The organism is Candidatus Omnitrophota bacterium, assembly GCA_028699255.1.
Classification (GTDB): domain Bacteria; phylum Omnitrophota; class Gorgyraeia; order 2-01-FULL-45-10; family 2-01-FULL-45-10; genus FEN-1322.
The window spans coordinates 63,229-87,339 of the sequence record JAQVUX010000002.1 but is presented as its reverse complement, the minus strand read 5'-3'; the positions used below and the strand labels follow the sequence as shown (position 1 = coordinate 87,339).

Below are 24,111 nucleotides of genomic sequence, written 5' to 3'. Positions count from 1 at the left end.
AAAATTACAGGTACCCTTTTTTTCTCGCTTCCTCAAATATACCGCGCGCTATTTCGGCCGGTTCCAAACCGCCTTTACCGCCATGCTCTAAAAACACGACAAGACATACACGCGGATTATCATACGGCGCGAACCCGGCGAACCATGCGTGCGTCCGGCCATGCGGATTCTCTGCCGTACCGGTCTTGCCGGCGACTACAACACCTTCAACCTTGGCGCGCTTGCCGGTACCATTCTCATCATTCACAACCTGATACAACCCTTCGCGTATCGCCCTCATAGTATCGGCTTTCAACCCGATATATTTTGGCTCCTGATGGATCATGGCAGTATCCCCGACCCGTTTTACAATATATGGCCTGACAAGACGCCCGTTATTGGCTATAACGCTCGTCATGATCGTAGCCTGTATCGGGGTTACCAGAAGATATCCCTGGCCTATCGAATAGTTTACCGTATCCCCTTCATACCACGGCGCATTTCTGAAACTTTTCTTCCATGCTCGCCCCGGCGCTATCCCGTTAACTTCGTCCGGCAGATCTATACCCGTCGAACGGCCAAGACCGAATAATTTTGAGTACGCCTCCATAGCATCGACGCCGGCAGAGCGGCCTGCGTTATAAAAAAACACGTCGCAGGAGTTCATGAGCCCTTCTACGACATTTTGCGAACCGTGCCCTTCGCTCTTCCAACAGTCGAATTTAGTTTTGCCCAACTGATAACTTCCCGGACAAAAAAATCTGGTAAATGCTTTTATTTTTTTCGTTTCCATCGCGGCGGAAGCCGTCACCACTTTAAATATCGAACCCGGCGGATAAAGTCCTGATATGGCCCTGTTCGACATGGGGCGACCCACCCGGTCTTTCAATAATCTCACCCTCTGATCCGATAATTCCGGATCGACAAAGACATTCGGATCGAATGCCGGATGGCTGACAAGAACCAGGATTTCTCCGTTACGTGGATCGATAACGCATATGGCCCCTTTTCTTTCACCCAGAAGCCTATCGCAAACCGACTGCAGGGATATGTCCAGCGTAAGATACAGGTCTTTACCATTCGACGGCTCTTTTACGCCCAGTATCCGCGTCTCCCTGCCGCGACTGTCGACCTCTATCTGGGTTCCGCCATCGGTCCCCTTGAGATCTGTCTCATAATATTTTTCAAGGCCTGAGCGCCCGATAAGATCCCGCATCCTGTAGCCATAGTCCTTCAGATCCTCCAGTTCGTCTTCGCTTATCTCGCTTAAGTAACCAAAAACATGACTAGCGATATTGCCGTAGAGATAATTCCTTTTCGAACGCGTTTCTATGGTTAACCCGTCCAGGTCGAATCCCGCCTCCTCAAGCATGATGGCCTTATTCTTATCTATATCCTCCAGAATTGTTATCGGCGCATAAGGCCTCGCCCTGGCTTTATCAAGCGCGCGAACCATATCCCTGCCCGGCAGTTTAAGCGTTTCGACGAGAGCGGTTATCAATTTTTGCCTGTTCCGTAATTCCTGATACACCACCGCGACGTCGAAAGATATCCGATTGGAAACAACCGGCGTTCCGTTCCTGTCAAAAATGTTACCCCGCGGGCCGTCTATAGGCAATATCCTTATCGAATTATTTTTTGAGAGATGCGAGTAGTAACCAAATCTTATCACCTGATTGTAGAAGAGGCCCATGCCCAACAAGACGAACAGAACGCTGACTATAATAATAAGTATTCTGTCCTTCACAGGTAATCACCCGTCTCTTTTAAACGGTAGATGTCGAGCAACTTCACGCATACTGGAATAGATACGAGACCTGTATATGCGGCGGTAGGGATAACGGAACTTATGAAAAACTCGCGGAAGTTAAGCGCTATGGAATTGGACAGGATCGCCGCTATGGCATAATGCAAAGACATGGAAAATATCGTAAAAATAAAAACAAGCATAAAATCCGCTCTTTTGGACTCTTTGAAAAATTGGGTATTCAGCATTCCTACGATAAATCCGGTTATGCCCATTATGCCGGCATTTATCCAGAAAAAGTCCAGAGCGAATATATCCTTAAAAAGTCCTGCCGCAAAACCGGCCTCCAGCCCGGCCCCCGGCCCTAGGAAAAGACCGAAAAAAACAACGGCTATAAGCAAAAGATCCGGACGGGCGCCGAATACTCTGAGATGATTAAAAACGGCCCCCTGTAAAAAAAGCGCCGTAAAGAGCACGAGATATATCTGGAACCTGTTTATTTTATACACATTATCTCTTCCAGCCGGGAAAGATCTTCGGACGTCTTTATAACGGCACTCTTATATAAACGCCCCGGCTCCTTTTCTACTTTCAGCACTTCACCTACAAGGATATCTTTCGGAAATATCGTACCGAATCCCGCCGTAACAACCTTATCTCCGGGCACAACATCCGAATCAAGCGCAATATATATCATCCTGCACCGCCCATCCGGCCTGCCTATCAATATACCGCCCTGCCGGTTCCTCGCTATCATGACACCGACTTTCGAGTTCGGATCGGTTATAAGAAGTATCTTGCTGGAGGACCTTCCCACTTCAAGTACCCTGCCGACCAATCCCCTCGTGGAAAGGACAGCCCTGTTCTGCCTTACCCCTCCGGACAGCCCCTTATCGATTATAATGGAATTCGACCAATTGGAGGGATCCCTGCCGATAACCTGGGCGGGAACCGTAGTAAAGGGTATCGCCTTTCTAAAATTCAATATCTCTCTAAGGCGGTCATTATCGCTTGATATCGCCTTCAACTCTTCGACCTTCCTGTTCAGAAGATTAATGCGTTCGCGCAGAAGGCGGTTCTCTTCTCTCAGCGAAGCAAATGGAAGCACAGATCTTATTGAATCCAGAAATGAGTGAGTGCCCTTCAAGACGGGCGAGACGGAATCTACAACCTTTGTTCTTGCGGAATTGGTTATGGTTTTGGAGGTAACTATAAGGGCGGTTAATATGACGATTACTGCGAGGACTTTGAATATTCTGCTTTTTTGATTGCGCACATTAGAAATTTTCTACCGAAAATTTCACCCGGCTATCTTTCCAGGCGCGGGGATACGGTAACCTGCTTAAGATACTTTATCTCGGTTAAAACCTTACCGGTGCCCAGGGCAACCGCGGTCATCGGATCTTCCGAAAGATGCGCAGGCAAGCCCGTCTCTTCGGAAATAAGCTTATCGATGCCTCTTAAAAGCGATCCGCCGCCTGCGAGAACTATACCTTTTTCGATCAGGTCCGACGAAAGCTCAGGCGGGGTTCTCTCAAGGGTTATGCGAACCGCCTCCAGTATCTGTGCCACAGGTTCCGACATCGCTTCCCGGATCTCTTCGCTCGTTACCGTAACCATCTTGGGTAATCCGGCCACCAGGTCGCGCCCTTTTACCTCCATCTTCAATTCTTCTTCCAGAGGATATACGGAGCCAATCTTTATCTTTATCTCTTCGGCAGTACGCTCGCCCACCATAAGATTGTAATTCTTCTTTATGTAATTAATTATCGCTTCGTCAAGCTCATCCCCGCCGACCCTCACCGATTTGGAGAATACGACACCGGCCAACGATATAACGGCCATCTCGGTCGTGCCGCCGCCAATATCGATTATCATGTTGCCGGATGGTTCCTGAATCGGTAGTCCCACGCCTATAGCCGCGGCCATGGGTTCTTCGATCATAAATACTTCCCTGGCGCCTGCGTGCAAGGCAGAATCTTTGACAGCTCTCTTCTCGACTTCGGTAATGCCGGATGGGATCGCTATTACTATTCTGGGACGAACAAGCGGTTTCGCGGAATTAACCTTCTTTATGAAATACCGGAGCATCGCTTCGGATATCTCGAAATCGGTTATTACGCCGTGCTTCATCGGCCTTATGGCAACGATGTTGCCGGGTGTGCGGCCGAGCATGCGTTTGGCTTCTTCGCCTACGGCGAGGACATTGGATGTGCCGGCCTGAACAGCAACTACGGAAGGTTCGCAGAGCACTATACCCTGGTTCTTCAGATAGACAAGGGTCGTAGCGGTTCCGAGATCTATGCCCATATCATTCGAGAATAGCCCCAGTATTTCATTATACAACTTCGCGCCTGCGTTCCATATCCCTTTAGGATTCATGCATTCTCCAAGTTTATTCTGCCATGGTATCAACTTTCGTACCGAGGTCTCCAACCAAGCTTTATCATGTGATAGTAACAAAAAGCGTTATCATTGTCAATTACAAATTGGCGAGGTTTACTTAAGCTCCTCCATGACACTGAAAAATCCGGGGAAAGACTTATTCACGCACTCAGTATCGTCTATCGCGCTTGAGCCTTTGGCGGCGAGCGCGGCTACAGTCATAGCCATGCATGTTCTGTGGTCGCCATAGCTTTTAAAACTCGCGCCATTGAGAGAGTCGACACCGTCAATGACTATCTCGCCGGAGCCGACATTGATCCTGGCGCCCATAGCTCTGAGATTAGCGCTCATAGAGTTTATCCTGTCCGTCTCTTTTACCCTCAGCTCCTCGGCCCCCTTTATCACGGTCCTGCCCTTAGCGAGCGACGCGAGCACAAATATTATCGGCAGTTCGTCTATGATCCCGGGAATATCGCGCTCTCCGATCGATATGCCGTGTATGGGAGACGATTCGACCTCTATATCGCCGATCGGCTCGAATACATTTTTCTTATTAGTAACATTTATTCTGGAACCCATCTTCTCCAGCACGTCAAGCATACCGGCCCTTGTCGGATTTATCCCTACATTCTCTATTCTTATTTTAGAACCGCCTAATAGTATTGCCGCCGCCATAAAAAAACTGGCGCTCGAAATATCCCCGGGGACATCGAGCGTTTTAGCTTTTAATTTCTTCCCGCCTTCGAGAGACACTTTAAGGCCATCGACAGTTATGCCCGCACCGAAATATTTAAGCATCCTCTCCGTGTGGTCACGCGACTTGAAAGGCTCGTCAATAACCGTGGTGCCATCGGCATAAAGCGCGGCAAACAGCACCGCAGATTTAACCTGCGCGCTGGATACGGGCAAAGAGTATCTTATCGGATTCAGCCTGCCGCCTTTTATCACGAGCGGCGGAAAACCACCGGAACTTTTTATATCGGCGCCCATAAGACTGAGCGGCTCGGTTATCCGCTCCATAGGCCGGGCCGAAAGCGAGCTGTCGGCTTCGAGGGTAGTATCGAACATCTGACCCGCGAGTATCCCGGATAAAAGACGGATGGTAGTGCCGGAATTGCCGGCATTCAGATGCTCCGACGGAACTTTAAGCCCTCTCAAACCCTTCCCTTCTATCGCAGTATATTCCCCTGTCTTTGTTATGGCTATCCCCATCGATCGAAAAGCGCCTATAGTATAATTGCAATCGTCGCAATCGAGGATATCCCTGACCACAGTTTTGCCTTCGGCGACGGCGCCTATCATTATAGCGCGGTGTGATATAGATTTATCGCCGGGCAGGACCATCCTGCCGGTCAGCTTCCCGGAGGGTTTTATTGTTATCGGTTTCATATATTTACCTTAACAGGCATTCTTCAGTTTTTCTATTAACTGTTTAATATCGCGTGGGAGAGTGGTCTTAAACTGCATATATTTCTTCGTGACGGGATGGATCAGTCCAAGCGTCTTCGCATGAAGCGCCGTCCTGGAAATACCTATCATTGTGGTGCCGTATTTTAAATCGCCAAGTATGGGATGCCCGATATATGAAAGATGCACTCTTATCTGGTGCGTCCTCCCGGTCCCAAGAGTTATTTCCAGAAGAGTCGCGTTCGCGAATCTTTCCAGCACCTTGTAACGCGTTACCGCCTCTTTCGAATGTTCGAAACTGACCGCCATCTTCTTCCTGTCGCGCGCCGACCTTCCGATAGGCAGGTTTATTATGCCATTATCCATCTGGACGACACCCTTGACTACCGCGTTGTAAACGCGCGACGCGGTCTTGTCCTTGAACTGTTCTGCCAGGGCGCCATGAGCGCGATCCGTTTTTGCCACGACCAGAAGCCCCGAAACGTCCTTATCTATCCTATGAACTATGCCGGGTTTGCACACGCCGCCAATACCGGACAGATTTTTGCAATGCGCCAGAAGCGCATTCACAAGAGTCTTAGATTTCGACCCCGGCGCCGGATGCACGACCATGCCTGAAGGCTTATTTACCACAACGATACTTTTATCCTCATACACGATATCCAGCGCTATTTTTTCCGGCGATATTTTTGACTTAACCGGCTTCGGGATAATAACGCTGATCGACTCGCCGGGCAATATCCTGTGGTTGGACTTGGCCGGTTCTTTATCTACAAGTACGCAAGCGTCTTTGATAAGCTTCTGCAGAAACACCCTGGAAAAATCCTTGGACAGATTTTCCACCAGGAACTTATCCAGCCGCTTCCCCTTATCCTCGGGAACTATCGTGAAATGGTAAGATTTTTTTTCCATTGTTTTCTCTTTATGATGAATACGGTTATGGCGGAGGCAAATATGACCGCACTTATGATCTGCGATATTGTAAGGCCCAAAAATATTTTAGGGTTATCTCCTCTCAAAAATTCTACTATAAATCTTTTCGCGGAATATAATAAGAAATAAGCCAACGCTATTTCACCCGCAAAACGGCGCCTGTTCTGCCAGACGATGAGAATCGCGAATATAACGAACAATACTCCGGCGGATATCAGCTGAACCGGTATCCTGGGATCCGATTCGCACGGCAGTGTCACGCCAAACGAAGTGCCCGGAGCAACTTTTATCCCGTAACAACAGCCATTCAAAAAACACCCTATCCTGCCGAAAGCCTGGGCCAGAGCTACGAAAGGCGCGATGAGATCAAGGATGAGCCATAGTTTCATTTTATTCAGGCGGGTATATAATACCGTTATGGCAAGAGCGCATATAAAACCACCGTACCAGACAAGCCCGCCCTTATAAAGCATGATCGCCTCTAAGGGATTGGCGCGATAAAACGAAAAATTAAGAAGAATATACAGCAGTCTTGCGCCAAGTATGCCGGATATCAATATAAGAACCACAAGATCCACAGACTTTTCTTTATCGATACCGAATTTATTCGCCCGGCAGTATATCAATACCGTGGACAACGCGAATCCTATCGCGACCATCACGCCGTATGAATATACGGTAATTACACCGAGCTTGAGGAGGGTCGGATGCATAAGATTATTACCAGAATGATAATGCCGATGGTTATGGCGGAATCGGCGACATTGAAGACAGGCCAGATGAGAAAATCGAGAAAATCGATCACATAACCAAACCGCATCCTGTCAAACAGATTACCGAGCGCCCCGCCCAGTATCATGCCGAGCGCCAGCGCCTCGGCAAGCCTTATTTTTTTATGCGTAAGCACATAAAATATTATAACCGCTATCGCCAGTGCCGAGACGACGGCAAAGACCGCGTTAAAACCTTTCATCAATCCAAAAGCGGTGCCGTTATTGAATACCAGAGTAAAATGAAATATTCCCGGAAAGACTTTTACCGATTCTCCATGCAACATATTCCCCGCGGCTATTATCTTGGACAACCGGTCGAGGCAGAATACGAAGAACGCCGCCGCAAATGTCATTTTTCCTCATTGGCCTTCTGGCATTCTATGCAAAGCTCGGAATATGGAAGCGCCATAAGCCGCTTCTGCGATATGGATTTACCGCATTGCAGGCAATTCCCGTACGTTCCGTCCTTTATCCTCTTCATCGCTTCGTCGATCTGGTACAGCATCTTCTGCTCGTCGGTAGCTCTCCCGAGGGAAAACTCTCTCTCGTAATCGTCACTTGCCATATCAGCCATGTGATACGAATATCCGGAAAGATCACCCGAAGCGTCTCTCTGTGATTTATTAAGAGTGTTCTCGGTTATATGAGAAAGTCCGCCGCCGACCTTTTCTCTCTCTTTGACCAATAATTCCCGGTATTTTTTTAATACTGTTTTGGGCATTTTTTTAATCTTTGCTTTTTTCACTTTACCTGCGGCCTTCCTGGTCTTCGCGGCCTTCACGACTTTTTTCCTTTTAATCATCGCAATCGCTCCTTTTCAACTTTTATGAAGCACTTATTTTTTTATATGCTCTACCGTCTTGACGCACCTTTCGCAAAGCGTAGGATGGCTTTTGTTGGTACCAACCTTATCGCTATAGTTCCAACACCTCTGGCACTTCTCTCCTTTTGCTTTGACTATATCTATATTAACTGGGGTAGAGGCATCCTGTTTACCATCGCCGGCATCGCCCTCTACGACTTCTACCTGAGAAACTATGAAGAGATACTTTAACATATCGGCATTGTCCTTCAGCAACTTCTTATAATTCTTGTCGCCTGTAGACAACAGCACCTTAGCCTCGAGCGGGGAACCTATTTCGTTCTTTTGCCGCTTCTCCTCTATCTTTTTTAGCACCGCCTCGCGTAGAGCGATCAAGCGCTCCCATTTAGCGTCCAGGCCTTCTTCGCGGAGGCCTTCCTCGGATTCCTGGGGCCATGACTCTAAATGTATTGAAGCTTTATCTTTGCGCCGGACATAACTCCACGCTTCATCCGTCGTCATGATAAGTATCGGCGCCATTATCTTTAAAAGCCCCACAAGGAGTTCATACATAGCGGTCTGAGCCGACCTTCTCTCCCGTGAATCAGCTTTGAAAGTATACATCCTATCCTTGAGAATATCAAGGTACACGGACGAAACTTCATAAACGCAGAAACTGTATACATCCCGGTAAACTTTATGGAATTCGAACGCATCGTAATTCTTCTGAACCTCTTTTATCAGCCCGGAAAGACGCGAGAGTATCCACCTGTCTATCTCGAGCATATCGCCGTACGGTATCACGTCCATGAACGGATCAAAGTCATAGAGGTTGCTCAAAAGGTATTTGTAAGTATTTCGTATTTTCCTGTAAGCATCCGCCAGGCGCGTCAATATCTCATCCGACAACCTGATATCCTCGCTGTAGTCGCTGGAGGCGACCCATAGCCGTAGTATGTCGGCGCCGTACTTCTTCATAACCTGCTCCGGGGTTATGACATTGCCGAGCGACTTTGACATCTTTTTACCTTCACCGTCTACGACAAACCCGTGCGTCAGGACATTCCTGTAAGGCGAGACACCATCTATAGACATGCCCGTTATAAGCGCCGACTGGAACCATCCCCGGTGCTGATCGGAACCTTCGAGATACAACTCGCATGGATAGTCGAGATCTTTATTCTTTTTAAGCACTACTTGATGGCTCACGCCCGAATCGAACCATACATCTATTATATCCGTCTCTTTGGTAAAATCTTTGCCGCCACATTTCCGGCACTTGGTACCGGAAGGCAAAAGTTCATCCTCTTTCCGGGCAAACCACACATCGGCCCCTTCCTTTTCTACCATGGAAGCGACATGATCTATAACTTTCGCGTCGAGAAGAACCTCTTTGCAATTCTTACAGTAGAAAGCGATTATGGGCACTCCCCAATATCTCTGCCGCGACAGGCACCAGTCGGGCCTATTGGCCACCATAGCCGATATCCTCGCCCTGCCTGCGGCGGGTATCCACTTTATGCCGTTATCTATCGTATCCAGCATGCGTTTACGTAAATCCTTATGGTCGATCTTCAGAAAATACTGGTCGGTCGCTCTGAATATTATAGGCTTCTTACAACGCCAACAGTGCGGATACGAATGTTTTATCTCTTCTTCCAGCACGAGCTTCCCAAGGACTTTCAGCCGTTCTATTATGGGCCTGTTGGCCTTATAAGACTCCATGCCGCTGAACTCTCCGGCGGTATTATCGAATTTTCCCCTGGCATCTACCGGCATTATCGTAGGCAGCTTCCACTTTTTCCCTACCAGATAATCTTCCTGGCCGTGACCCGGCGCGATATGAACGCATCCGGTACCGTCTTCCATGGAAACATATCCGGCCGTAACTACCATAGCTTTCCTGTCTATGAAAGGATGCTTTGCCTCCATGCCTTCGAGATCTGCGCCTCTGAACGTTTTTAATATGCCGTAATCCGAGGCGCCTATCTTTTCCATCGTCCGCGCAACAAGTTCTTTAGCCATGATGAATTTTTCGCCGTCGAAAGCCGGCCCCTTAATATCCACAAGCGCATATTCGAGATCGGGATGGAGCGCCACCGCTACGTTCGCGACAAGCGTCCATGGCGTCGTGGTCCAGATAAGAAGACTTGCGGGTATGCCATCATATACGGTGTCGAACTTTACATATATTGAATGCGAAGCCTTGTCCTCATATTCGACCTCGGCTTCGGCGAGCGCAGTCTCGCAGGTGGGGCACCAGTTTATCGGTTTAAGATCTTTATATATATACCCTTTCTCGACGAGTTTCCCGAATGACCTGACGATCTCCGCCTCATAACCTTTCGTCAGGGTAAGATACGGGTTATCCCAATCTCCCATTATCCCAAGGCGCTTGAATTCTTTTCTTTGAATATCGACATATTTCATGGCGTAGTCATAAGCCATCTTCCTGAACTTTACCTGGTCTATGTCATACTTTGTCATTTTTAATTCTTTAAAAAGCTGGTGCTCGACCGGAAGCCCATGGCAATCCCACCCGGGAACATACGGCGAATCGAAGCCATTCATCGTCTTATACCTTATTACTATATCTTTCAGTATTTTATTCAGGGCGTGGCCCATATGGATACTGCCATTGGCATATGGCGGTCCGTCGTGTAAAACAAATTTGGGCTTGCCTTTGGCTTTCTTGCGTATTTTCCCGTAAAGGTTGGCATCCTCCCATGCCTTAAGCATGATCGGTTCACGGTTGGGTAAGTTGGCCTTCATCGGGAAATCGGTCTTCGGCAGATTTAGCGTTGATTTATAATCGATCTTATTGTCTTCCAAGTAATCATTACTCCTATTTAATATATTTTCCTATTATCGGATCCAGCCGCTTCCGCGTCCTGGCCGGAATGAAATTCGCCCTGGTAACGATCGAATCCTTCAGGGCCGAAGAACATGAGCAGGCCCTGTCTCCCTTAAGGTTTGGTAGAGCCGTCTTCAATATACTCTTAGATACATCGACATTTTTGCAAAGATTATTGATTATCATCTCAAGCGTTACGCTCTCGCATACTTCGTCCATGCGCCAACAGTCGTAATCGGTAATACAGGCGAGCGTCGCGTAACAGATCTCCGCCTCTCTGGCCAGCTTCGCCTCGGCGAGATTGGTCATGCCGATGATATCTACGCCCCAGGATTTGTAAAGCTTCGACTCCGCTTTCGTCGAAAACTGAGGCCCTTCCATATTTAAATAGGTACCGCCGAGATGTATCCGCGCGCCGACTTTACGTCCCGCCTCGGCAAGCGCCCCGGACAGCTCAGCGCAAACCGGTTCTGCAAAAGGTATATGCGCAACAATACCATCACCAAAAAAAGTCATTTGCCTGCCGATATTGGTTCTGTCTATAAACTGGTCGGGTATAACTATATCGAGCGGCTTTAACTCTTCCTTTAAACTACCGCATGCCGAGACTGATATTATCCGCTCGACGCCAAGCTTCTTCATGCCGTAAATATTGGCCCGGTAATTTATCTCGCTCGGTAATACCGTATGCCCTTTGCCATGGCGCGCGAGAAATACCACCTCCACACCGCCCAGCAAACCTATTACAAACTCGTCCGAAGGCGCGCCAAAAGGCGTCTTAACATCCACCTTTTTTATATTCTCTACGCCTTCGATATTATAAAATCCGCTTCCGCCTATTATGCCGATCTTTTTCATTATCCCAGCCTCACCGCCATACCGAAAAGCGTGCGTATCAGGAATAGTTTAAGGAACCATATGAATATAAGCGCGAAGATGGGCGATATGTCGAGCCCTATCGTGTACGCAGGTATCAGCCTTCGGAACGGCGCCAAAAGCGGTTCGGTGGCCTTATTCAGGAACTGGACTATCATGTTATAAGGATCAGGGTTCACCCAACTTATTAAAGCCCTTATTATTATCAACCAATTTGCTATCGTGAGCACATAGTCCAATATAGTCGCGACGGCATAAAGCATATTCCCTATTGCGAACATATTCACCTCTTGGAAAGTTGGTCCGAACGTTTTAAAGCGGCTTTCGCCGCATCCTTTATTATATTTTTAAGTTTCTTCTTATCGAAAACGCTAAGCGCCGCAGAGGTAGTACCGCCCTTCGAGGCAACCTTTCTGCATAAAACGGCCGGATCTTCTTTCAGCGCCTCCAAAAGCTTCGCGCTCCCGAGAGCCGTCTTGAGCACGAGCTTCGATGCCGTCTCATCATCAAATCCGAATGACTTCGCGGCTTCTATCAGCGATTCCACTACATAGAAGAAATACGCCGGGCCGCTTCCCGATATAGCCGTAACCGCTCCGACAAGCTTCTCGTCGACCTCGACGACATCCCCTATCATGGAAAATATCTCTCGCGCCTCTTCCATCTCTTTGTCGCCCGCGCTCTTGCCCCGGCTTAAACTCGTTATCGCTTCGCCTATTACAGCGGCCATATTCGGCATAGCCCTTATTACGGGTACGTCGATACCAACAATCTTCTCTATATATTTCGTCGTTATCCCGGCGGCTATCGATATAAGGAGTTTTTTATCCGACAATCCACAGCATACTTCCCGCTTCAGAACATTTTCAAAATCTTTCGGCTTTACTGCCAGAATAATGATATCCGCAAACTTTACAACGGTATTATTATCTATCTCTACGATCATCCTGTACTTTGTCTGTATGTAATCGCGCCGGGCGGCGTCCATTTCGCAAACCATAATAGAGGTGCTCTTCTCTATCGCGCCGGAAAGCCGCGAAAGAATCGCCTCGCCCATGTTGCCGCATCCTATTATACCGATCTTTTTGTCTGTTATCATTTATGCCCTTCGAATATTGCCCTTCCCACCCTGACCATATTCGAACCTTCTTCTATTGCAACCTCAAAATCGCCGCTCATCCCCATAGAGAGAATCTCTAATCCGGGCTTGCGCAAGGAACTCCCCGCCCCCAAGCATGGACCAGAGATTATGATACGATCGCGCAGTTCGCGTAATGCCTTAAAATATGGACGAGACCTCTCGGGGTCGTCCGTATCCGGCGCTATGGTCATAAACCCTTTAATATTAATATTAGGGTATAAAGATATCTCTTTTATCAAACCTTCCACTGCCGTCGGCTCTATACCGAATTTGCTCGCCTCGCCCGATACATTGACCTGTATAAGTATATCCTGAACCTTGCCTATCTTAAGCGCCTGCGCGCTTATCTCTGCGGCAAGACGCGAGCTGTCGACAGAATGGATCAGTGAGAATATTTTAACGGCGTCTTTAGCCTTATTAGTCTGTAAGTGGCCTATCAGGTGCCACTGCGCCCTGTCGCCTATTATCCTATGCTTACTTACGGCGTCCTGCACCCTATTTTCGCCAAGCGCTTTAGCGCCCAAGCCTAGAACTTCCTCTATCTCTTCAATCGACGCCGTCTTTGTAACACAAATAAGCTGTACCTCGGCGCTCTGCCTGCCTGATTTTTCACAAGCATTTGATATTCTGCGTGTTACGGATTCTATATTCGACGCTATCATTGTAATTATTCCAAGAATTTGACAGGTTAAAATAGCATAAAGTACTGACAAAGTCAATCGAATTCAGGAGGCATAGCGGGAAAAATATGTTACACTTCGAAGTTTACGCTTAAATGAAAGGTTGATGGGCCCGAATTCGCGGTCGGCGTTGCGCCGATCGCCTGGGCAAACTCAATGCGTGCGGAGAATTTGTCATACAAGTTTATCCTAAGGCCACCGCCCACACCCATGAGGAACTTGTAGCCCTTCTCATAGGTAAGCTTATCCGTAATATACCCGCCGCCCATATCGAAAAACACAACCGGCTGTATCTGGTTCCTAAGAGGCGTCTTAGCATATGGCAGTTTGTATTCTTTCGGTATCAGGTACATGGGGAATATCCAATCGGTACTGAGCGATGCGCCTATATCCGACAGATAATCGCCTTCGGGGTAACCTCTGACAGTATTCATCCCGCCTATCTGAAACTGCTCTGAAGACGGAAGCGAATGAGTCGTGGCCTGGAACTGTGAGCGCATAACCGCATAACTCTCCCATGGCATGCGCTGTATGCGCCGTATATTATGGTCATATTTGAAGAAGTAGCCGCCATTGGATATCCTGGATGTCTTCATATTGTCCCGGGGCGAAGCGCCGAGAAAATCCCTGGTACCGAATATTATCTCGGGGGAAAACGTGGTTTGTCCTCCGCCGAATAATGTATCCATATACGTTATATCCATCCTGTAAAACGGCATACGCAGTTCATCATCATTGGTAATATCCGCATGATTATATTTCTTGACGGATTTTATATTAAGCCCGAGATCCGCGGTTATCTGGAGACGTTCCGACAGGTATATTTCGCCCGTAATGTGAGGAATGAAATTCAGCGTATTACCTACAATATCGTAATCCTTAAACTCCCTGCCGATCTTCGAGGTAAAATAAGAGCAATCGAAGCCGAATTTCGTGCCGTATGTATCGATAGGTATGTCGCATGTTACAAATTGTCCGGCTGAATACCTGGATACCACCGCATTAAAAAACACGAATTCGTTATTTCCCGTGAGGTTCGAACTACGCGCCGATACCGATGTCCTATACTTGCCGGTAAGCCGCGTGCCCATATCGTCGGTTCCGGCACCAACGTGATACGGAAATTTATCCTCGACTTTAAGAGTTATGTCGGATGTTTGAGGTTCTTTACCGGGGCCTATTACCGCCCTGACCTGGAGATCGGGATTCTGGTTAAGTCTGAGGATGTCTCTCTGAAAAGTCTTTATATTTAAAATTTCATTTTTTTTTGCGTGGAAATATTTCGCAATTATATTTTTCGTAAACCACTTATTGCCTTCTATCATAAGGTTGCCCATCCTACCCTCGACAACCTTTATCTCAACAACGCCTCCGGCTATCTCCTGCTCTGGAACATAGATATTGGTGGTGAGATATCCTTTGGCCTTATATTTTGACCTGACGATATCGGCAATATCGTTAATATCCTTGAAGGTAACCTCTTTATCGATATATTTTTGATACGCGGGGGTAAATTCTTCCGGTTTAAATAAAGTCATCCCGGTGATCCTGACTTCCTTCAATACGAAAGTAACGCCGGACACCTCAGGCGCGGACACGGCCTTCTCTTCCATTTCGATTTCCGGCGCTTTTACGCCTTTACTTTGAACGGCGGCTTTGCGGCGCTCAGCCTCGTCCTGGAACCTGCTGGCTCCGGCGGCCGGCTCCTGCCCGGGGGGAATATTTTGCGCGTTCGCGTTTACAGCAAACAGTAATGATAGGAATAAAAACGTGGTAGATGATATTGTAATTGCGGTCTTTTTAGCCATTTTTTTAAGTATACATTACACCTGTTAAGAAGTCAATGCTAAAAAGTTGGTTTTCTATAAAGATAATATTACATCGACAGGCAGGATAGCGGATCACGGCCATCCGTAACTCGGTTCTTACGCCTTTTTAAGAGCCATGACAAGCGCCTCTTCAAAGAGGTCTACTCCGAGATCTATCTCCTTGTCGGTTATATAAAAAGAAGGTGCGAGAGTGAACACGTTCTTGTAATACCCGCCCACATCCAGAACAAGCCCACGATGTTTTCCGCCAGCGGATAATTTTCCGCTTAAACCTATGTCGACTATCGCATCCGTTAGTTTCTTATTGGGCGTATAGCCATCCTTCTCGCACATCTCTATTCTGATGGCAAGACCGAGCCCGTCAACGTGGCCCACCTCCGGATATTTTTTCTGCAGGCTCCTTAAGCGGGACACAAAGTACTTGCCTTTTTTCGGAATGTCCGTCGCAAAATCGGATTCTTCTATAAGCTTTATCGTCTCAAGACCCGTAGCAGTACCGAGCGGGTTCGATGAGAACGTGGAGTGCGTCGAGCCGGGCGGAAATACCTTCGGCGATATCAAATACTCTTTCGCCCACACACCCGAAAGAGGATTAAGCCCGTTCGTAAGCGCTTTCGCGAATACGATGATATCGGGCGTCACGCCAAAGTGTTCGATGGACCAGAACTTACCCGTCCTGAAAAATCCCATCTGTATCTCGTCATCTACGAGCTTTATCTTATATTGGTCGAGCACCTTCTTTAATCCCGCAAAATACTCCAATGGCGGCACCACATATCCGCCTGTGCCCTGGAGCGGCTCTATATAGAACGCGGAAAATTCGCAAAGATTCGTCTTTTTGTCCACCACACCGTAATATTCCGTCTCAAACAGTTTCTCGAACTGTTTCAGACAGTACATTCCGCAAGAGTCCCTCTTTTTGCCATAGAAACACCTGAAGCAATATGGGAACGGCACAAAGAGCGCCCTGTCGCCGAAGTGTCCGTAGCGTTCCCTGTATCGAAAGCTCGACGTTATAGCCGAGGCGGCAAGCGTCCTGCCGTGGTACCCGCCCATGAACGCAAACACCAGGCTTCTGCCGGTATTATTGCGCACAAGCTTCATCGAGTCTTCCAGCGCCTGAGCGCCGCCTACATTAAAATGAACTCTTCCCTTCTCCTCAAATGTCGTTTCGATCCTCTCGGCTATGCGCGAGGCAAGAAGGATCTTCTCCTCGTGCACATACTGGCAGGCAAGCTGTGGCAGACGGTCGATTTGCTTTTTAAGCGCATTGTTAAGCCGTTCGTTGCCGTAACCAAAATTGACCGCCGAATATATCATCTGCAGGTCGAGATATTCCACACCGTCCCTGTCGTAAAGATAGGAACCTTTGGCGCGGGCAAATATATTGGGGCGCTCAACATAGTGAACGGTATCGCCCCACGAACAGTACTGAGATTCGAGTTTTAAAAGTTCATCCTGCGAAAGTTCTTTTTTACCACCGGCGGAAACCGCATCTCGCGTTTTATTCATGCCTTTCTCCTCGTATAATCCTATACCAACCGCGTGGGCTGGCCAATTATTTTACCCAAATAACCTACGCGGTTATTTCTCCTGCAAAATATTCATAGACATCTTTCAAACTATCGATCGCTACGTGAGGCAACCCTTCTTCCTTAAAAAGCTTCCTCAGATAACCCTTTGCGAACACCACATCGGAAATCTTTGACGCGCATACATCGGATCGCCCATCACCTACATAGATGGCTTTTGTGCCCTGGCGTCTCTTCGCTAATATGTGCGTCTTTTTGCAATTGGCGCAATCGCCGCACTTCGCGTTCGAATGCGGGAAACTCGGCACAAACCACTCGTCCCGAAAATCGACTTTATTACAATAAGTCTCCACTCCGGATATACCGTTCTTCTTAAGTATACCGTTAAGCATATAATCGAAATTATCACTCACTATCAGGAACGGTATCTTGCGGGATTCGAGTAGATTAAGCAGTTTTTTAAAATACGGGTCTATCTTTACGGTGGACAAATAATCATCCAGCTTATCCCTGGATACCCTCACGCCTTCGATCTGCCCCTTAAGGCATTCACGGGAGCCTATCTCTTCGTTCTGCCATTTCCGTTCGAGGGCCTTCCAGCCGTCGTTATCTGAAAACCGCTCGAGTATGTCATCTATAACGTCGATGGTAGTGATAGTATTATCGAAGTCGAAGAAGACAATAAAATTATCTACCGCATCCTTTTTCATAACATAACATTCTACAATAAATTATAAGGCCATGCAAGATTTAAAGCCTGCTTTTACGCCCTGCCGGATATAGCCACCATAGCTTTTATCTTAGCATTCATCTTGTCTTTCAAGAGTTCCTCGAGCGACATAGGAATAACAAGCGACCAGTTCGATCCATTTACCGTACCCGGCCTGTTTATCCTGACCTGGTAAGGATCCCCTTTGAATATTCCCGCTAAATATAAATAATCGTTCAATAGTTCTATGCAAAATACCGATCTCGACCTGAGCGTTATGTTGAGCGCCTTCTCGACGATCTCGGGCTTCGATTTTTCTTCCATCGGCCCCGTAAAGCCCAGTCGGGCCCACAGCTTCTCCTTCTCCCGGTACGTGTTCTCGTACATATCGGCGAAATCCGCGATCTCCTCGCGGCGTTTTCCGAGAATATCGGCAAGAATATCGACCGACGTTATTCTGTCAAGCCATCTCAAGCGCCCGTGTTTCGAGCGCGCGGGGTCGAATAGCAGAGCCTTCGCTTTTTCGTAATCTATTCCGCGGGAAGCGGCGCGCCGTATAAAGAGCGCCTCGTCGACCGTCCCGGCTTCATTCTCCCACCACGCCGCCCAATTTGTAGTATCATGCGTCGAAAGCATTGCGACGGAATACTGCCGATATTCTTTCGGGGTAAGAAAATCATGCGACACCGCCCAGTCTTTAACCCATCTCTGGACGTCATTGCCGGGTATCTCCATATCTTTCAATGTCTCCGGACAATCGCGAGGTATCATGCCAAGGTCTTCCGCGCAAAACAACATCGAAGTACCGTCAAGCATCGCCGCGAGAATGTCGCGGCCGTGGCTCGTCCAGACATTCTCATCGGCCGGATCGAATACGCCGTTCAATCCTTCATTGATGGCCGGGTCATTATAAGGAATACTCCATATACGAAATAAGCCTACGACGTGATCTATCCTTATCATGTCATAAAAGTTTTCCGCGAAGGCGAGTTTTTCTTTTATGTATCTGTACCCGTCGCCGGATATGGCGCCCCAATTATACGTCGGCATCCCCCAACGCTGTCCTTTGGCGCAATACATGTCCGGAGGCGCGCCCGCCGAAAAGTCCAGTTTGAAAAAATCCGGATGCGCCCAGACATCCGCGCTGTCTCTGGAAGTAAGTATCGGCAGATCCCCGCATATCGCTATACCTTTGGAGGCGGCATATTCCTTGGCCGTCTTAAACTGCTCATACGCGATCCACTGTATCCATTTCTCGAAATCTATATCGCCGGCATGTTCTTTCCGGAAAGAGTCCAGCTTCGCGAAATCTCGGTTTTTGTAACCTTCGGCCCACTCGTACCACGGCCTGCCCTCGTGGTATGCCTTCAGTACCTTGAAGAGCGCGAAATCGTCGAGCCAGTATTCATTATCGGAAATGAATTTATTGAAATTTTTTGAGGCGTAATTTTTACCGTCGGAGGAGAATATTTCTTTAAGAAGCGCTATCTTCGCGCTCTTTACCGCATAGTCGACATTCTTAGCTCCTGTGGGGAACTTTTTCCTGAAAGTATCTATTCTGAATTTTGCGCCTTTGTCGGCTGAGCCCTGAAAATCGGAGAGCGCTATATACATCGGTTCCAGCGCGAAAGAACTGACCGCGTCGTATGGGCAGAAAGCGGAACCGACTTCGTTCATGGGTAAAAGCTGAAGGATGGAAAATGAAGCTTCTTTGCACCAGTCGCAGAGCATCTTCAGGTCGTTAAAATCCCCGATGCCTGCGCTCTTCCTCGAGTACACGGAGAATAGCGGCGCGAGAACCCCGGCCCGCCTGGCCTTGCCTATATGCTTCCAGTTATTCTTCATATTAGTGTGATATTTTAATACCCCGGAGCGAATAAAGCAAGCGCTTTTAACGCCTTCGGAAGGACGATTGACAATGGCCGTTTCGGCATGATATCATATTCGGCATATGACGCGCCCGTTCACGGTCATCACAAAGAACCTGGTCAATCTTCTCTACCCCCTGCATTGCGCATCATGCAAAGCAGTCCTCGACCCTTTGAATAAAACAGGGGTCTGCGAGTTTTGCGAAAGCCTCATAAAAACAAACCCGAAACCATACTGCGTCATATGCGGACGCTCCATACAAAAAAACGGTAAGAGGTGCGCGGAGTGCTCAAGAGGCACGCTCTCTTTCGATAGGGCATGGTCGGCATGCATGTACGAAGGCGCTCTTAAAGAACTTATACATCAATTTAAATACAAAAGCAGAATGTCGCTATCCGGTATCTTAAGTGAAAAACTTATAAGTTTCGTCAAAGACAACAGCGAGATATTAGACGGCATAAGCCTTATAACTTTCGTACCGCTACACGAGGGGTGGTTGCATAAAAGAGATTATAATCATTCCGGCATACTGGCCGCGGCCTTATCGGCGAAATTCATGATACCCGCGGCAAATACTCTGGAAAAAACGATTGGAACAAGACGACAGAATGAGCTGTCCCGGGAAGAGCGCCTGACCAATCTTACCGGCTCGTTCAGGCCGCTGGATAAGTCGCCCGTCGCGGGATTGAACGTGCTCCTCGTCGACGACGTAATGACTACCGGCGCTACATTAAACGAATGCGCGAAGGCGCTAAAGGCAGGCGGGGCGAAAGAAGTGCACTGCCTTACCCTTGCGAGAGGATTACAATAGAGTGAAGATAATCGACCGCTATATGGTAAAAGGTTTTTTGTCGCCATTCATATGGTGCCTTTTTATATTTACCATCATGGCTGTTATAATCGACATCTTTTCTTTTATCGAGAATATAGTAAAATACAAGATACCTGGCGCCTCGCTGGCGGCTTTCTACGTATACTATTGCCCTACCATAATATTGCAGGTAGCGCCCATGGCGGTGTTGCTCTCAACCATATTCGTCTTAAGTAACCTTAATAAAAATAACGAGATAACGGCCATGAAGTCGAGCGGTATAAGCCTGTGGCGCATAGTTTCCCCCGTCATACTCCTGGGGCTCATTATAAGCATATGTTCTTTTATAATAAGCGATAGGGTAGTTCCTATAAGCTCAAAGGTTGCAAACCTTATAAGACGCGAAGAGCTCGAGAAGGATATGCAAAAATCGAGCCGCCAGAAGATCATAGACAACGTCGCGGTATACGGCACCGGCAATAGGATCGTCTTCGCCAGGACTTATAACACCGAAAAAAAGCTATTGTCCGATATCATAATACACGAACATGATCTATCCGAAAACCTTGTGTCAAAAATTACCGCCCAGTCCGGAGTATGGACCGGATCGGGGTGGAAATTTTACAAAGTCATAATGTGGAAAATAGATAATTCCGGAAAGATATTAAGCGAGCCGACTTTTTACGCGGAAAAAACGATACCGATAAAAGAAAAACCCCGCGATTTCGCATACAACGAGTGGCATTCCGAATACATGAGCTACGCGGAACTTAAAAACTACATAAAAAACTTCAGGGGCACCAGCACCAAACTCGTGCGGGGACTAATGGTTGACTTATATCAAAAGGTATCATTTTCAGTGATAAGTTTAATCATAATACTGATAGGCGCGCCTTTTGCCATCATAAATACACGCGGCGGGGTAATGATAGGCGTTGGAATGTCTATAGCGATAGGTTTGTTATATTACGCCTGCATAGCGATAGCGATCGCTTTCGGAAAAGCAGGCATCCTGCCTCCAATAGCATCTGCCTGGATCGGCAACATCGTATTCGGAATAATAGGTATATACCTCATCAACAAGCGCACATAATACTAAAAAACAAAGCCTAAAATCCAAATTGCGAATTTTAGGCTTTGTTTTTACGTTTATTTTTGCTTCTTAAGAGTTTTTAATCCGCCCCTTCCCCATCCATCTCTACATGGGTTCCGGCGCTTTTTCTGGTAATAACCCTCTTAAGCACTGTATGCTTCGAAATCATCTCACGTGTGTTACGCACGTTCAATTTTTCGAATAAGAATTCGAACTTCGCCTCTATCTCTTTCGATATGGCACCGCGCACTTCCGTGCTCAGCGACATTATCTCTTTCTTGAAAGGCCCCAGCGCTTTCTTACGCGCGCTATAAAGGAACTGCTCTTCGGTCTGGTCGCCTTTCTTCTCTGAGGCGAGATTCTTCCTCACCCAATCGTATATCTTGTCTTTCAGTTCCTTCGGAAAATGAGGGCTATCGTAGACCATGTTCTGGAAGCCGGTAGCCAGGTGAACTTCAGCAGTTCCTTCTTCCGGAAACTTTCCAAATGCCTCATCCGACAGTGTCGAAGCGCCATGCTGAACCGCTCCTGACAAACCGTACTCTTCCCGCGCGATCTTCGACAACGTCTTTAATGTATCGAAGTCTAGTTTTACTTTGGCGATCGTGCCGTCCGGCAGGACTACGCCACCGTGGGAAGTGCCGGTCTGGACGCTTATTTTGGAAATCCCCACGCGCCCCTTACGCAGGCGCTCATTGTATCCTTCCATGAACGCGCGCAGATCTTCCGGAGTTGAGTTCTGATGACCGACTTCGCCTATCTCCCCGCCAACAGAAACCTCTATACCGCGCGGCTGGTTTTGCCTGATAAAATTCGTCAGCTTCGCGCAAATGTCGTAGTTAGCCTCCTGCTGTTTTTTTACCTTCGGCTTGGAAAGATCCACGACGGTGGATGAATCTATATCTATATTGTAGAAACCCGCTTCGATCGCATGCGTAATAAGCGCCTTTAGGGCATCAAGCTCTTTCTCCGGGTTATCTTTATAATTTTTTGCGTTTACCTGGAAGTGATCGCCCTGCACGAATACCGGGCCGCTCCATCCTTCCTTTACCGCCGCGGCAAGACAAACAGCAGTATATTCCACAGCCGGCTGATTCGTATAGCCCATTTCGGACTTGGCTATTTCGAAAATAAACGCCCCGGCATTATTCTTTTTTGCGACCCTGAATATCGCCTTCGCGAGATCGTAAGTCAATACTCGCAAGTTCATTGCCGGCACTGTGAAATTATTCGGCACCAGCCCCTTACCCCGTGCCATGTAGAACCCGTTTATGCTCGCAAGAAATATCCCGTTCTTGTAAGCGATATCTGCTATCTTTTTAGCCAGCTTTTTCTTTTCATCAATGGAATCCGTCAAGACGAGATCCATTACAACACTATCCATATCAATCGGCCTTCTTCCCATTGTTACCCCGTGCTCCTTTCTATGTTCCCATCTCCCAGCTCTCAAGATACTTCTTCTGCTCTTTCGTCAGAGTGTCTATCTTTACGCCCAGAGATTCCAGTTTTAACTTAGCTATGTTCTTGTCGATGAATTCCGGCACATCGTATACTTTGCGCGACAACTTCTTGTGATTTTTGGCTATATATTCGCTGGCAAGGGCCTGGTTCGCGAAACTCATATCCATTACGCTCGCCGGATGGCCTTCGGCCGAAGCGAGGTTTATGAGCCTGCCTTCGCCCAGAAGATTTACACGCTTACCGCTTTTCAGCGTATACTCTTCCACATAATCCCTCACTATACGTTTTTTTACCGATATCTTTTCAAGCGCCGGAATATCTATTTCGACATTAAAATGCCCGGAATTCGCGACTATTGCGCCGTCTTTCATGACTTCAAAATGTTCCTGCCTGATCACATGTATATCGCCGGTCAAGGTTACGATAACATCGGCTTTTTTACAAGCTTCCTTAATAGGCATTACGCTATAGCCGTCCATTACCGCCTCGAGGGCTTTAAGCGGATCTATCTCTATTACAGTAACATTCGCGCCCATACCCCTGGCCCGCATCGCGAGCCCTTTACCGCACCAACCATAACCACAGACCACGAAATTCGACCCAGCAAGCAACACATTGGTAGCGCGCACGATACCATCGACTGTGGATTGCCCCGTGCCATAACGGTTATCGAAAAGGTGTTTGGTGAGAGCCTCGTTCACAGCTATTATAGGATAGAGGAGTAGCCCCTGTTTCTCTAAGCTCTTCAGCCTTATGACACCGGTAGTCGTCTCTTCCGTTCCGCCCAGGATATTCCCGACAAGGCGGCCCTTAGACTTCTGTACCGTCGATACGAGATCGGCGCCGTCATCCATGGTGATATTCGGCTCCATAGCAAGGACGCTGTTTATATGGCTGTAATACTGTTTATTCGTTTCGCCTTTGATCGCGAACGTCGGTATTCCATAATCTTTTACAAGGGAAGCGGCGACATCATCCTGGGTGCTAAGCGGATTCGAGGCGCAGATAGCGACATCAGCTCCGCCTTCTTTAAGCGTATATGCCAGGTTTGCCGTCTCCGTGGTAACGTGGAGACAACAGGCAACTTTCAATCCTTTAAGCGGTTTCTCCTGCCTGAAATGCTTGCGGATAAGAGAAAGCACATTCATGTATTCATTGGCCCACTCTATGCGCAGTTTGCCCTTCTTCGCGAGAGCTAAATCCTTAACATCATATTTCATCATTTTTCCT

At 47.7% G+C, this 24,111-nt stretch carries 22 protein-coding genes; 2 read left to right on the top strand and 20 right to left on the bottom strand.

Annotated elements, in window-relative coordinates; all coding sequences use genetic code 11:
* Positions 1 to 4: 4 nt before the first annotated feature.
* From mrdA to malQ, 18 genes are all read right to left on the bottom strand, one after another.
* Entirely contained in the window at positions 5 to 1,726 is a 1,722-nt protein-coding gene (gene mrdA, locus PHS46_02150) for a penicillin-binding protein 2 (protein ID MDD3905312.1), read from the bottom strand.
* The gene (gene mreD / locus PHS46_02145) at positions 1,723 to 2,235 is read right to left on the bottom strand and encodes a rod shape-determining protein MreD (GenBank protein MDD3905311.1); all 513 of its coding nucleotides are present in this window, start codon (positions 2,233 to 2,235) and stop codon (positions 1,723 to 1,725) included. The genes mrdA and mreD overlap by 4 nt, the downstream gene beginning before the upstream one ends.
* On the bottom strand, positions 2,223 to 3,002 hold the full coding sequence (mreC, locus tag PHS46_02140; protein ID MDD3905310.1) for a rod shape-determining protein MreC: 780 nt from the start codon (positions 3,000 to 3,002) through the stop codon (positions 2,223 to 2,225). The genes mreD and mreC overlap by 13 nt, the downstream gene beginning before the upstream one ends.
* Positions 3,003 to 3,034: 32 nt before the next feature.
* Positions 3,035 to 4,108 (bottom strand): rod shape-determining protein, encoded by a 1,074-nt coding sequence (locus PHS46_02135; protein ID MDD3905309.1) that lies wholly within the window; start codon positions 4,106 to 4,108, stop codon positions 3,035 to 3,037.
* Positions 4,109 to 4,225: 117 nt separating this feature from the next.
* Entirely contained in the window at positions 4,226 to 5,500 is a 1,275-nt protein-coding gene (gene aroA / locus PHS46_02130) for a 3-phosphoshikimate 1-carboxyvinyltransferase (GenBank protein MDD3905308.1), read from the bottom strand.
* Positions 5,501 to 5,509: 9 nt separating this feature from the next.
* Positions 5,510 to 6,430, bottom strand: coding sequence for an RluA family pseudouridine synthase (locus PHS46_02125; protein ID MDD3905307.1), 921 nt, complete (start codon positions 6,428 to 6,430; stop codon positions 5,510 to 5,512).
* Positions 6,400 to 7,164, bottom strand: a complete 765-nt coding sequence (gene lgt, locus PHS46_02120; GenBank protein ID MDD3905306.1) for a prolipoprotein diacylglyceryl transferase — start codon at positions 7,162 to 7,164, stop codon at positions 6,400 to 6,402. The genes PHS46_02125 and lgt overlap by 31 nt, the downstream gene beginning before the upstream one ends.
* The gene (lspA, locus tag PHS46_02115) at positions 7,134 to 7,577 is read right to left on the bottom strand and encodes a signal peptidase II (GenBank protein MDD3905305.1); all 444 of its coding nucleotides are present in this window, start codon (positions 7,575 to 7,577) and stop codon (positions 7,134 to 7,136) included. Before lspA ends, lgt begins: the two co-directional genes overlap by 31 nt.
* Complete coding sequence (locus PHS46_02110) at positions 7,574 to 8,026, bottom strand: TraR/DksA C4-type zinc finger protein (GenBank protein ID MDD3905304.1); 453 nt, start codon at positions 8,024 to 8,026, stop codon at positions 7,574 to 7,576. The genes lspA and PHS46_02110 overlap by 4 nt, the downstream gene beginning before the upstream one ends.
* Before the next feature lie 33 nt (positions 8,027 to 8,059).
* Positions 8,060 to 10,798 carry an isoleucine--tRNA ligase gene (gene ileS / locus PHS46_02105; GenBank protein ID MDD3905303.1) on the bottom strand — a complete coding sequence of 913 codons (2,739 nt, stop codon included), beginning with the start codon at positions 10,796 to 10,798 and terminating at the stop codon, positions 8,060 to 8,062.
* Positions 10,799 to 10,871: 73 nt separating this feature from the next.
* On the bottom strand, positions 10,872 to 11,741 hold the full coding sequence (gene mtnP / locus PHS46_02100) for an S-methyl-5'-thioadenosine phosphorylase (GenBank protein ID MDD3905302.1): 870 nt from the start codon (positions 11,739 to 11,741) through the stop codon (positions 10,872 to 10,874).
* Complete coding sequence (locus tag PHS46_02095) at positions 11,738 to 12,037, bottom strand: YggT family protein (protein ID MDD3905301.1); 300 nt, start codon at positions 12,035 to 12,037, stop codon at positions 11,738 to 11,740. The genes mtnP and PHS46_02095 overlap by 4 nt, the downstream gene beginning before the upstream one ends.
* 2 nt (positions 12,038 to 12,039) lie before the next feature.
* Positions 12,040 to 12,855, bottom strand: a complete 816-nt coding sequence (proC, locus tag PHS46_02090) for a pyrroline-5-carboxylate reductase (protein ID MDD3905300.1) — start codon at positions 12,853 to 12,855, stop codon at positions 12,040 to 12,042.
* Positions 12,852 to 13,559 carry a YggS family pyridoxal phosphate-dependent enzyme gene (locus PHS46_02085; GenBank protein ID MDD3905299.1) on the bottom strand — a complete coding sequence of 236 codons (708 nt, stop codon included), beginning with the start codon at positions 13,557 to 13,559 and terminating at the stop codon, positions 12,852 to 12,854. The genes proC and PHS46_02085 overlap by 4 nt, the downstream gene beginning before the upstream one ends.
* 89 nt (positions 13,560 to 13,648) lie before the next feature.
* Positions 13,649 to 15,385: a ShlB/FhaC/HecB family hemolysin secretion/activation protein gene (locus PHS46_02080; GenBank protein ID MDD3905298.1), complete on the bottom strand. Its 1,737-nt coding sequence runs from the start codon at positions 15,383 to 15,385 to the stop codon at positions 13,649 to 13,651.
* A 117-nt stretch (positions 15,386 to 15,502) separates the two neighbouring features.
* A complete protein-coding gene (locus PHS46_02075; protein MDD3905297.1) occupies positions 15,503 to 16,918 on the bottom strand; it encodes an aminotransferase class III-fold pyridoxal phosphate-dependent enzyme in 1,416 nt (471 codons plus the stop codon).
* A gap of 64 nt (positions 16,919 to 16,982) precedes the next feature.
* Complete coding sequence (locus tag PHS46_02070) at positions 16,983 to 17,648, bottom strand: MtnX-like HAD-IB family phosphatase (protein ID MDD3905296.1); 666 nt, start codon at positions 17,646 to 17,648, stop codon at positions 16,983 to 16,985.
* A 53-nt stretch (positions 17,649 to 17,701) separates the two neighbouring features.
* Entirely contained in the window at positions 17,702 to 19,492 is a 1,791-nt protein-coding gene (malQ, locus tag PHS46_02065; protein MDD3905295.1) for a 4-alpha-glucanotransferase, read from the bottom strand.
* 106 nt (positions 19,493 to 19,598) lie between these two features.
* Here malQ and PHS46_02060 point away from each other — a divergent pair, with 106 nt between their 5' ends.
* Entirely contained in the window at positions 19,599 to 20,327 is a 729-nt protein-coding gene (locus PHS46_02060; GenBank protein MDD3905294.1) for a ComF family protein, read from the top strand.
* 1 nt (position 20,328) lies between these two features.
* On the top strand, positions 20,329 to 21,420 hold the full coding sequence (locus PHS46_02055) for an LptF/LptG family permease (GenBank protein MDD3905293.1): 1,092 nt from the start codon (positions 20,329 to 20,331) through the stop codon (positions 21,418 to 21,420).
* Between the two features lie 79 nt (positions 21,421 to 21,499).
* Here the strand turns inward: PHS46_02055 and PHS46_02050 are convergent, their stop codons facing one another.
* On the bottom strand, positions 21,500 to 22,804 hold the full coding sequence (locus PHS46_02050) for a class II fructose-bisphosphate aldolase (protein MDD3905292.1): 1,305 nt from the start codon (positions 22,802 to 22,804) through the stop codon (positions 21,500 to 21,502).
* A 40-nt stretch (positions 22,805 to 22,844) separates the two neighbouring features.
* On the bottom strand, positions 22,845 to 24,101 hold the full coding sequence (ahcY, locus tag PHS46_02045) for an adenosylhomocysteinase (protein ID MDD3905291.1): 1,257 nt from the start codon (positions 24,099 to 24,101) through the stop codon (positions 22,845 to 22,847).
* Positions 24,102 to 24,111: the final 10 nt, after the last annotated feature.

Bases quoted from the DNA above. Each gene is read 5' to 3' on its own strand.
- PHS46_02135 (MDD3905309.1), bottom strand. From the start codon at position 4,108: ATGAATCCTAAAGGGATATGGAACGCAGGCGCGAAGTTGTATAATGAA.
- aroA (MDD3905308.1), bottom strand. From the start codon at position 5,500: ATGAAACCGATAACAATAAAACCCTCCGGGAAGCTGACCGGCAGGATG.
- PHS46_02125 (MDD3905307.1), bottom strand. From the start codon at position 6,430: ATGGAAAAAAAATCTTACCATTTCACGATAGTTCCCGAGGATAAGGGG.
- lgt (MDD3905306.1), bottom strand. From the start codon at position 7,164: ATGCATCCGACCCTCCTCAAGCTCGGTGTAATTACCGTATATTCATAC.
- lspA (MDD3905305.1), bottom strand. From the start codon at position 7,577: ATGACATTTGCGGCGGCGTTCTTCGTATTCTGCCTCGACCGGTTGTCC.
- PHS46_02110 (MDD3905304.1), bottom strand. From the start codon at position 8,026: ATGATTAAAAGGAAAAAAGTCGTGAAGGCCGCGAAGACCAGGAAGGCC.
- ileS (MDD3905303.1), bottom strand. From the start codon at position 10,798: ATGAAGGCCAACTTACCCAACCGTGAACCGATCATGCTTAAGGCATGG.
- PHS46_02095 (MDD3905301.1), bottom strand. From the start codon at position 12,037: ATGTTCGCAATAGGGAATATGCTTTATGCCGTCGCGACTATATTGGAC.
- proC (MDD3905300.1), bottom strand. From the start codon at position 12,855: ATGATAACAGACAAAAAGATCGGTATAATAGGATGCGGCAACATGGGC.
- PHS46_02085 (MDD3905299.1), bottom strand. From the start codon at position 13,559: ATGATAGCGTCGAATATAGAATCCGTAACACGCAGAATATCAAATGCT.
- PHS46_02080 (MDD3905298.1), bottom strand. From the start codon at position 15,385: ATGGCTAAAAAGACCGCAATTACAATATCATCTACCACGTTTTTATTC.
- PHS46_02075 (MDD3905297.1), bottom strand. From the start codon at position 16,918: ATGAATAAAACGCGAGATGCGGTTTCCGCCGGTGGTAAAAAAGAACTT.
- PHS46_02070 (MDD3905296.1), bottom strand. From the start codon at position 17,648: ATGAAAAAGGATGCGGTAGATAATTTTATTGTCTTCTTCGACTTCGAT.
- malQ (MDD3905295.1), bottom strand. From the start codon at position 19,492: ATGAAGAATAACTGGAAGCATATAGGCAAGGCCAGGCGGGCCGGGGTT.
- PHS46_02060 (MDD3905294.1), top strand. From the start codon at position 19,599: ATGACGCGCCCGTTCACGGTCATCACAAAGAACCTGGTCAATCTTCTC.
- PHS46_02050 (MDD3905292.1), bottom strand. From the start codon at position 22,804: ATGGATAGTGTTGTAATGGATCTCGTCTTGACGGATTCCATTGATGAA.
- ahcY (MDD3905291.1), bottom strand. From the start codon at position 24,101: ATGAAATATGATGTTAAGGATTTAGCTCTCGCGAAGAAGGGCAAACTG.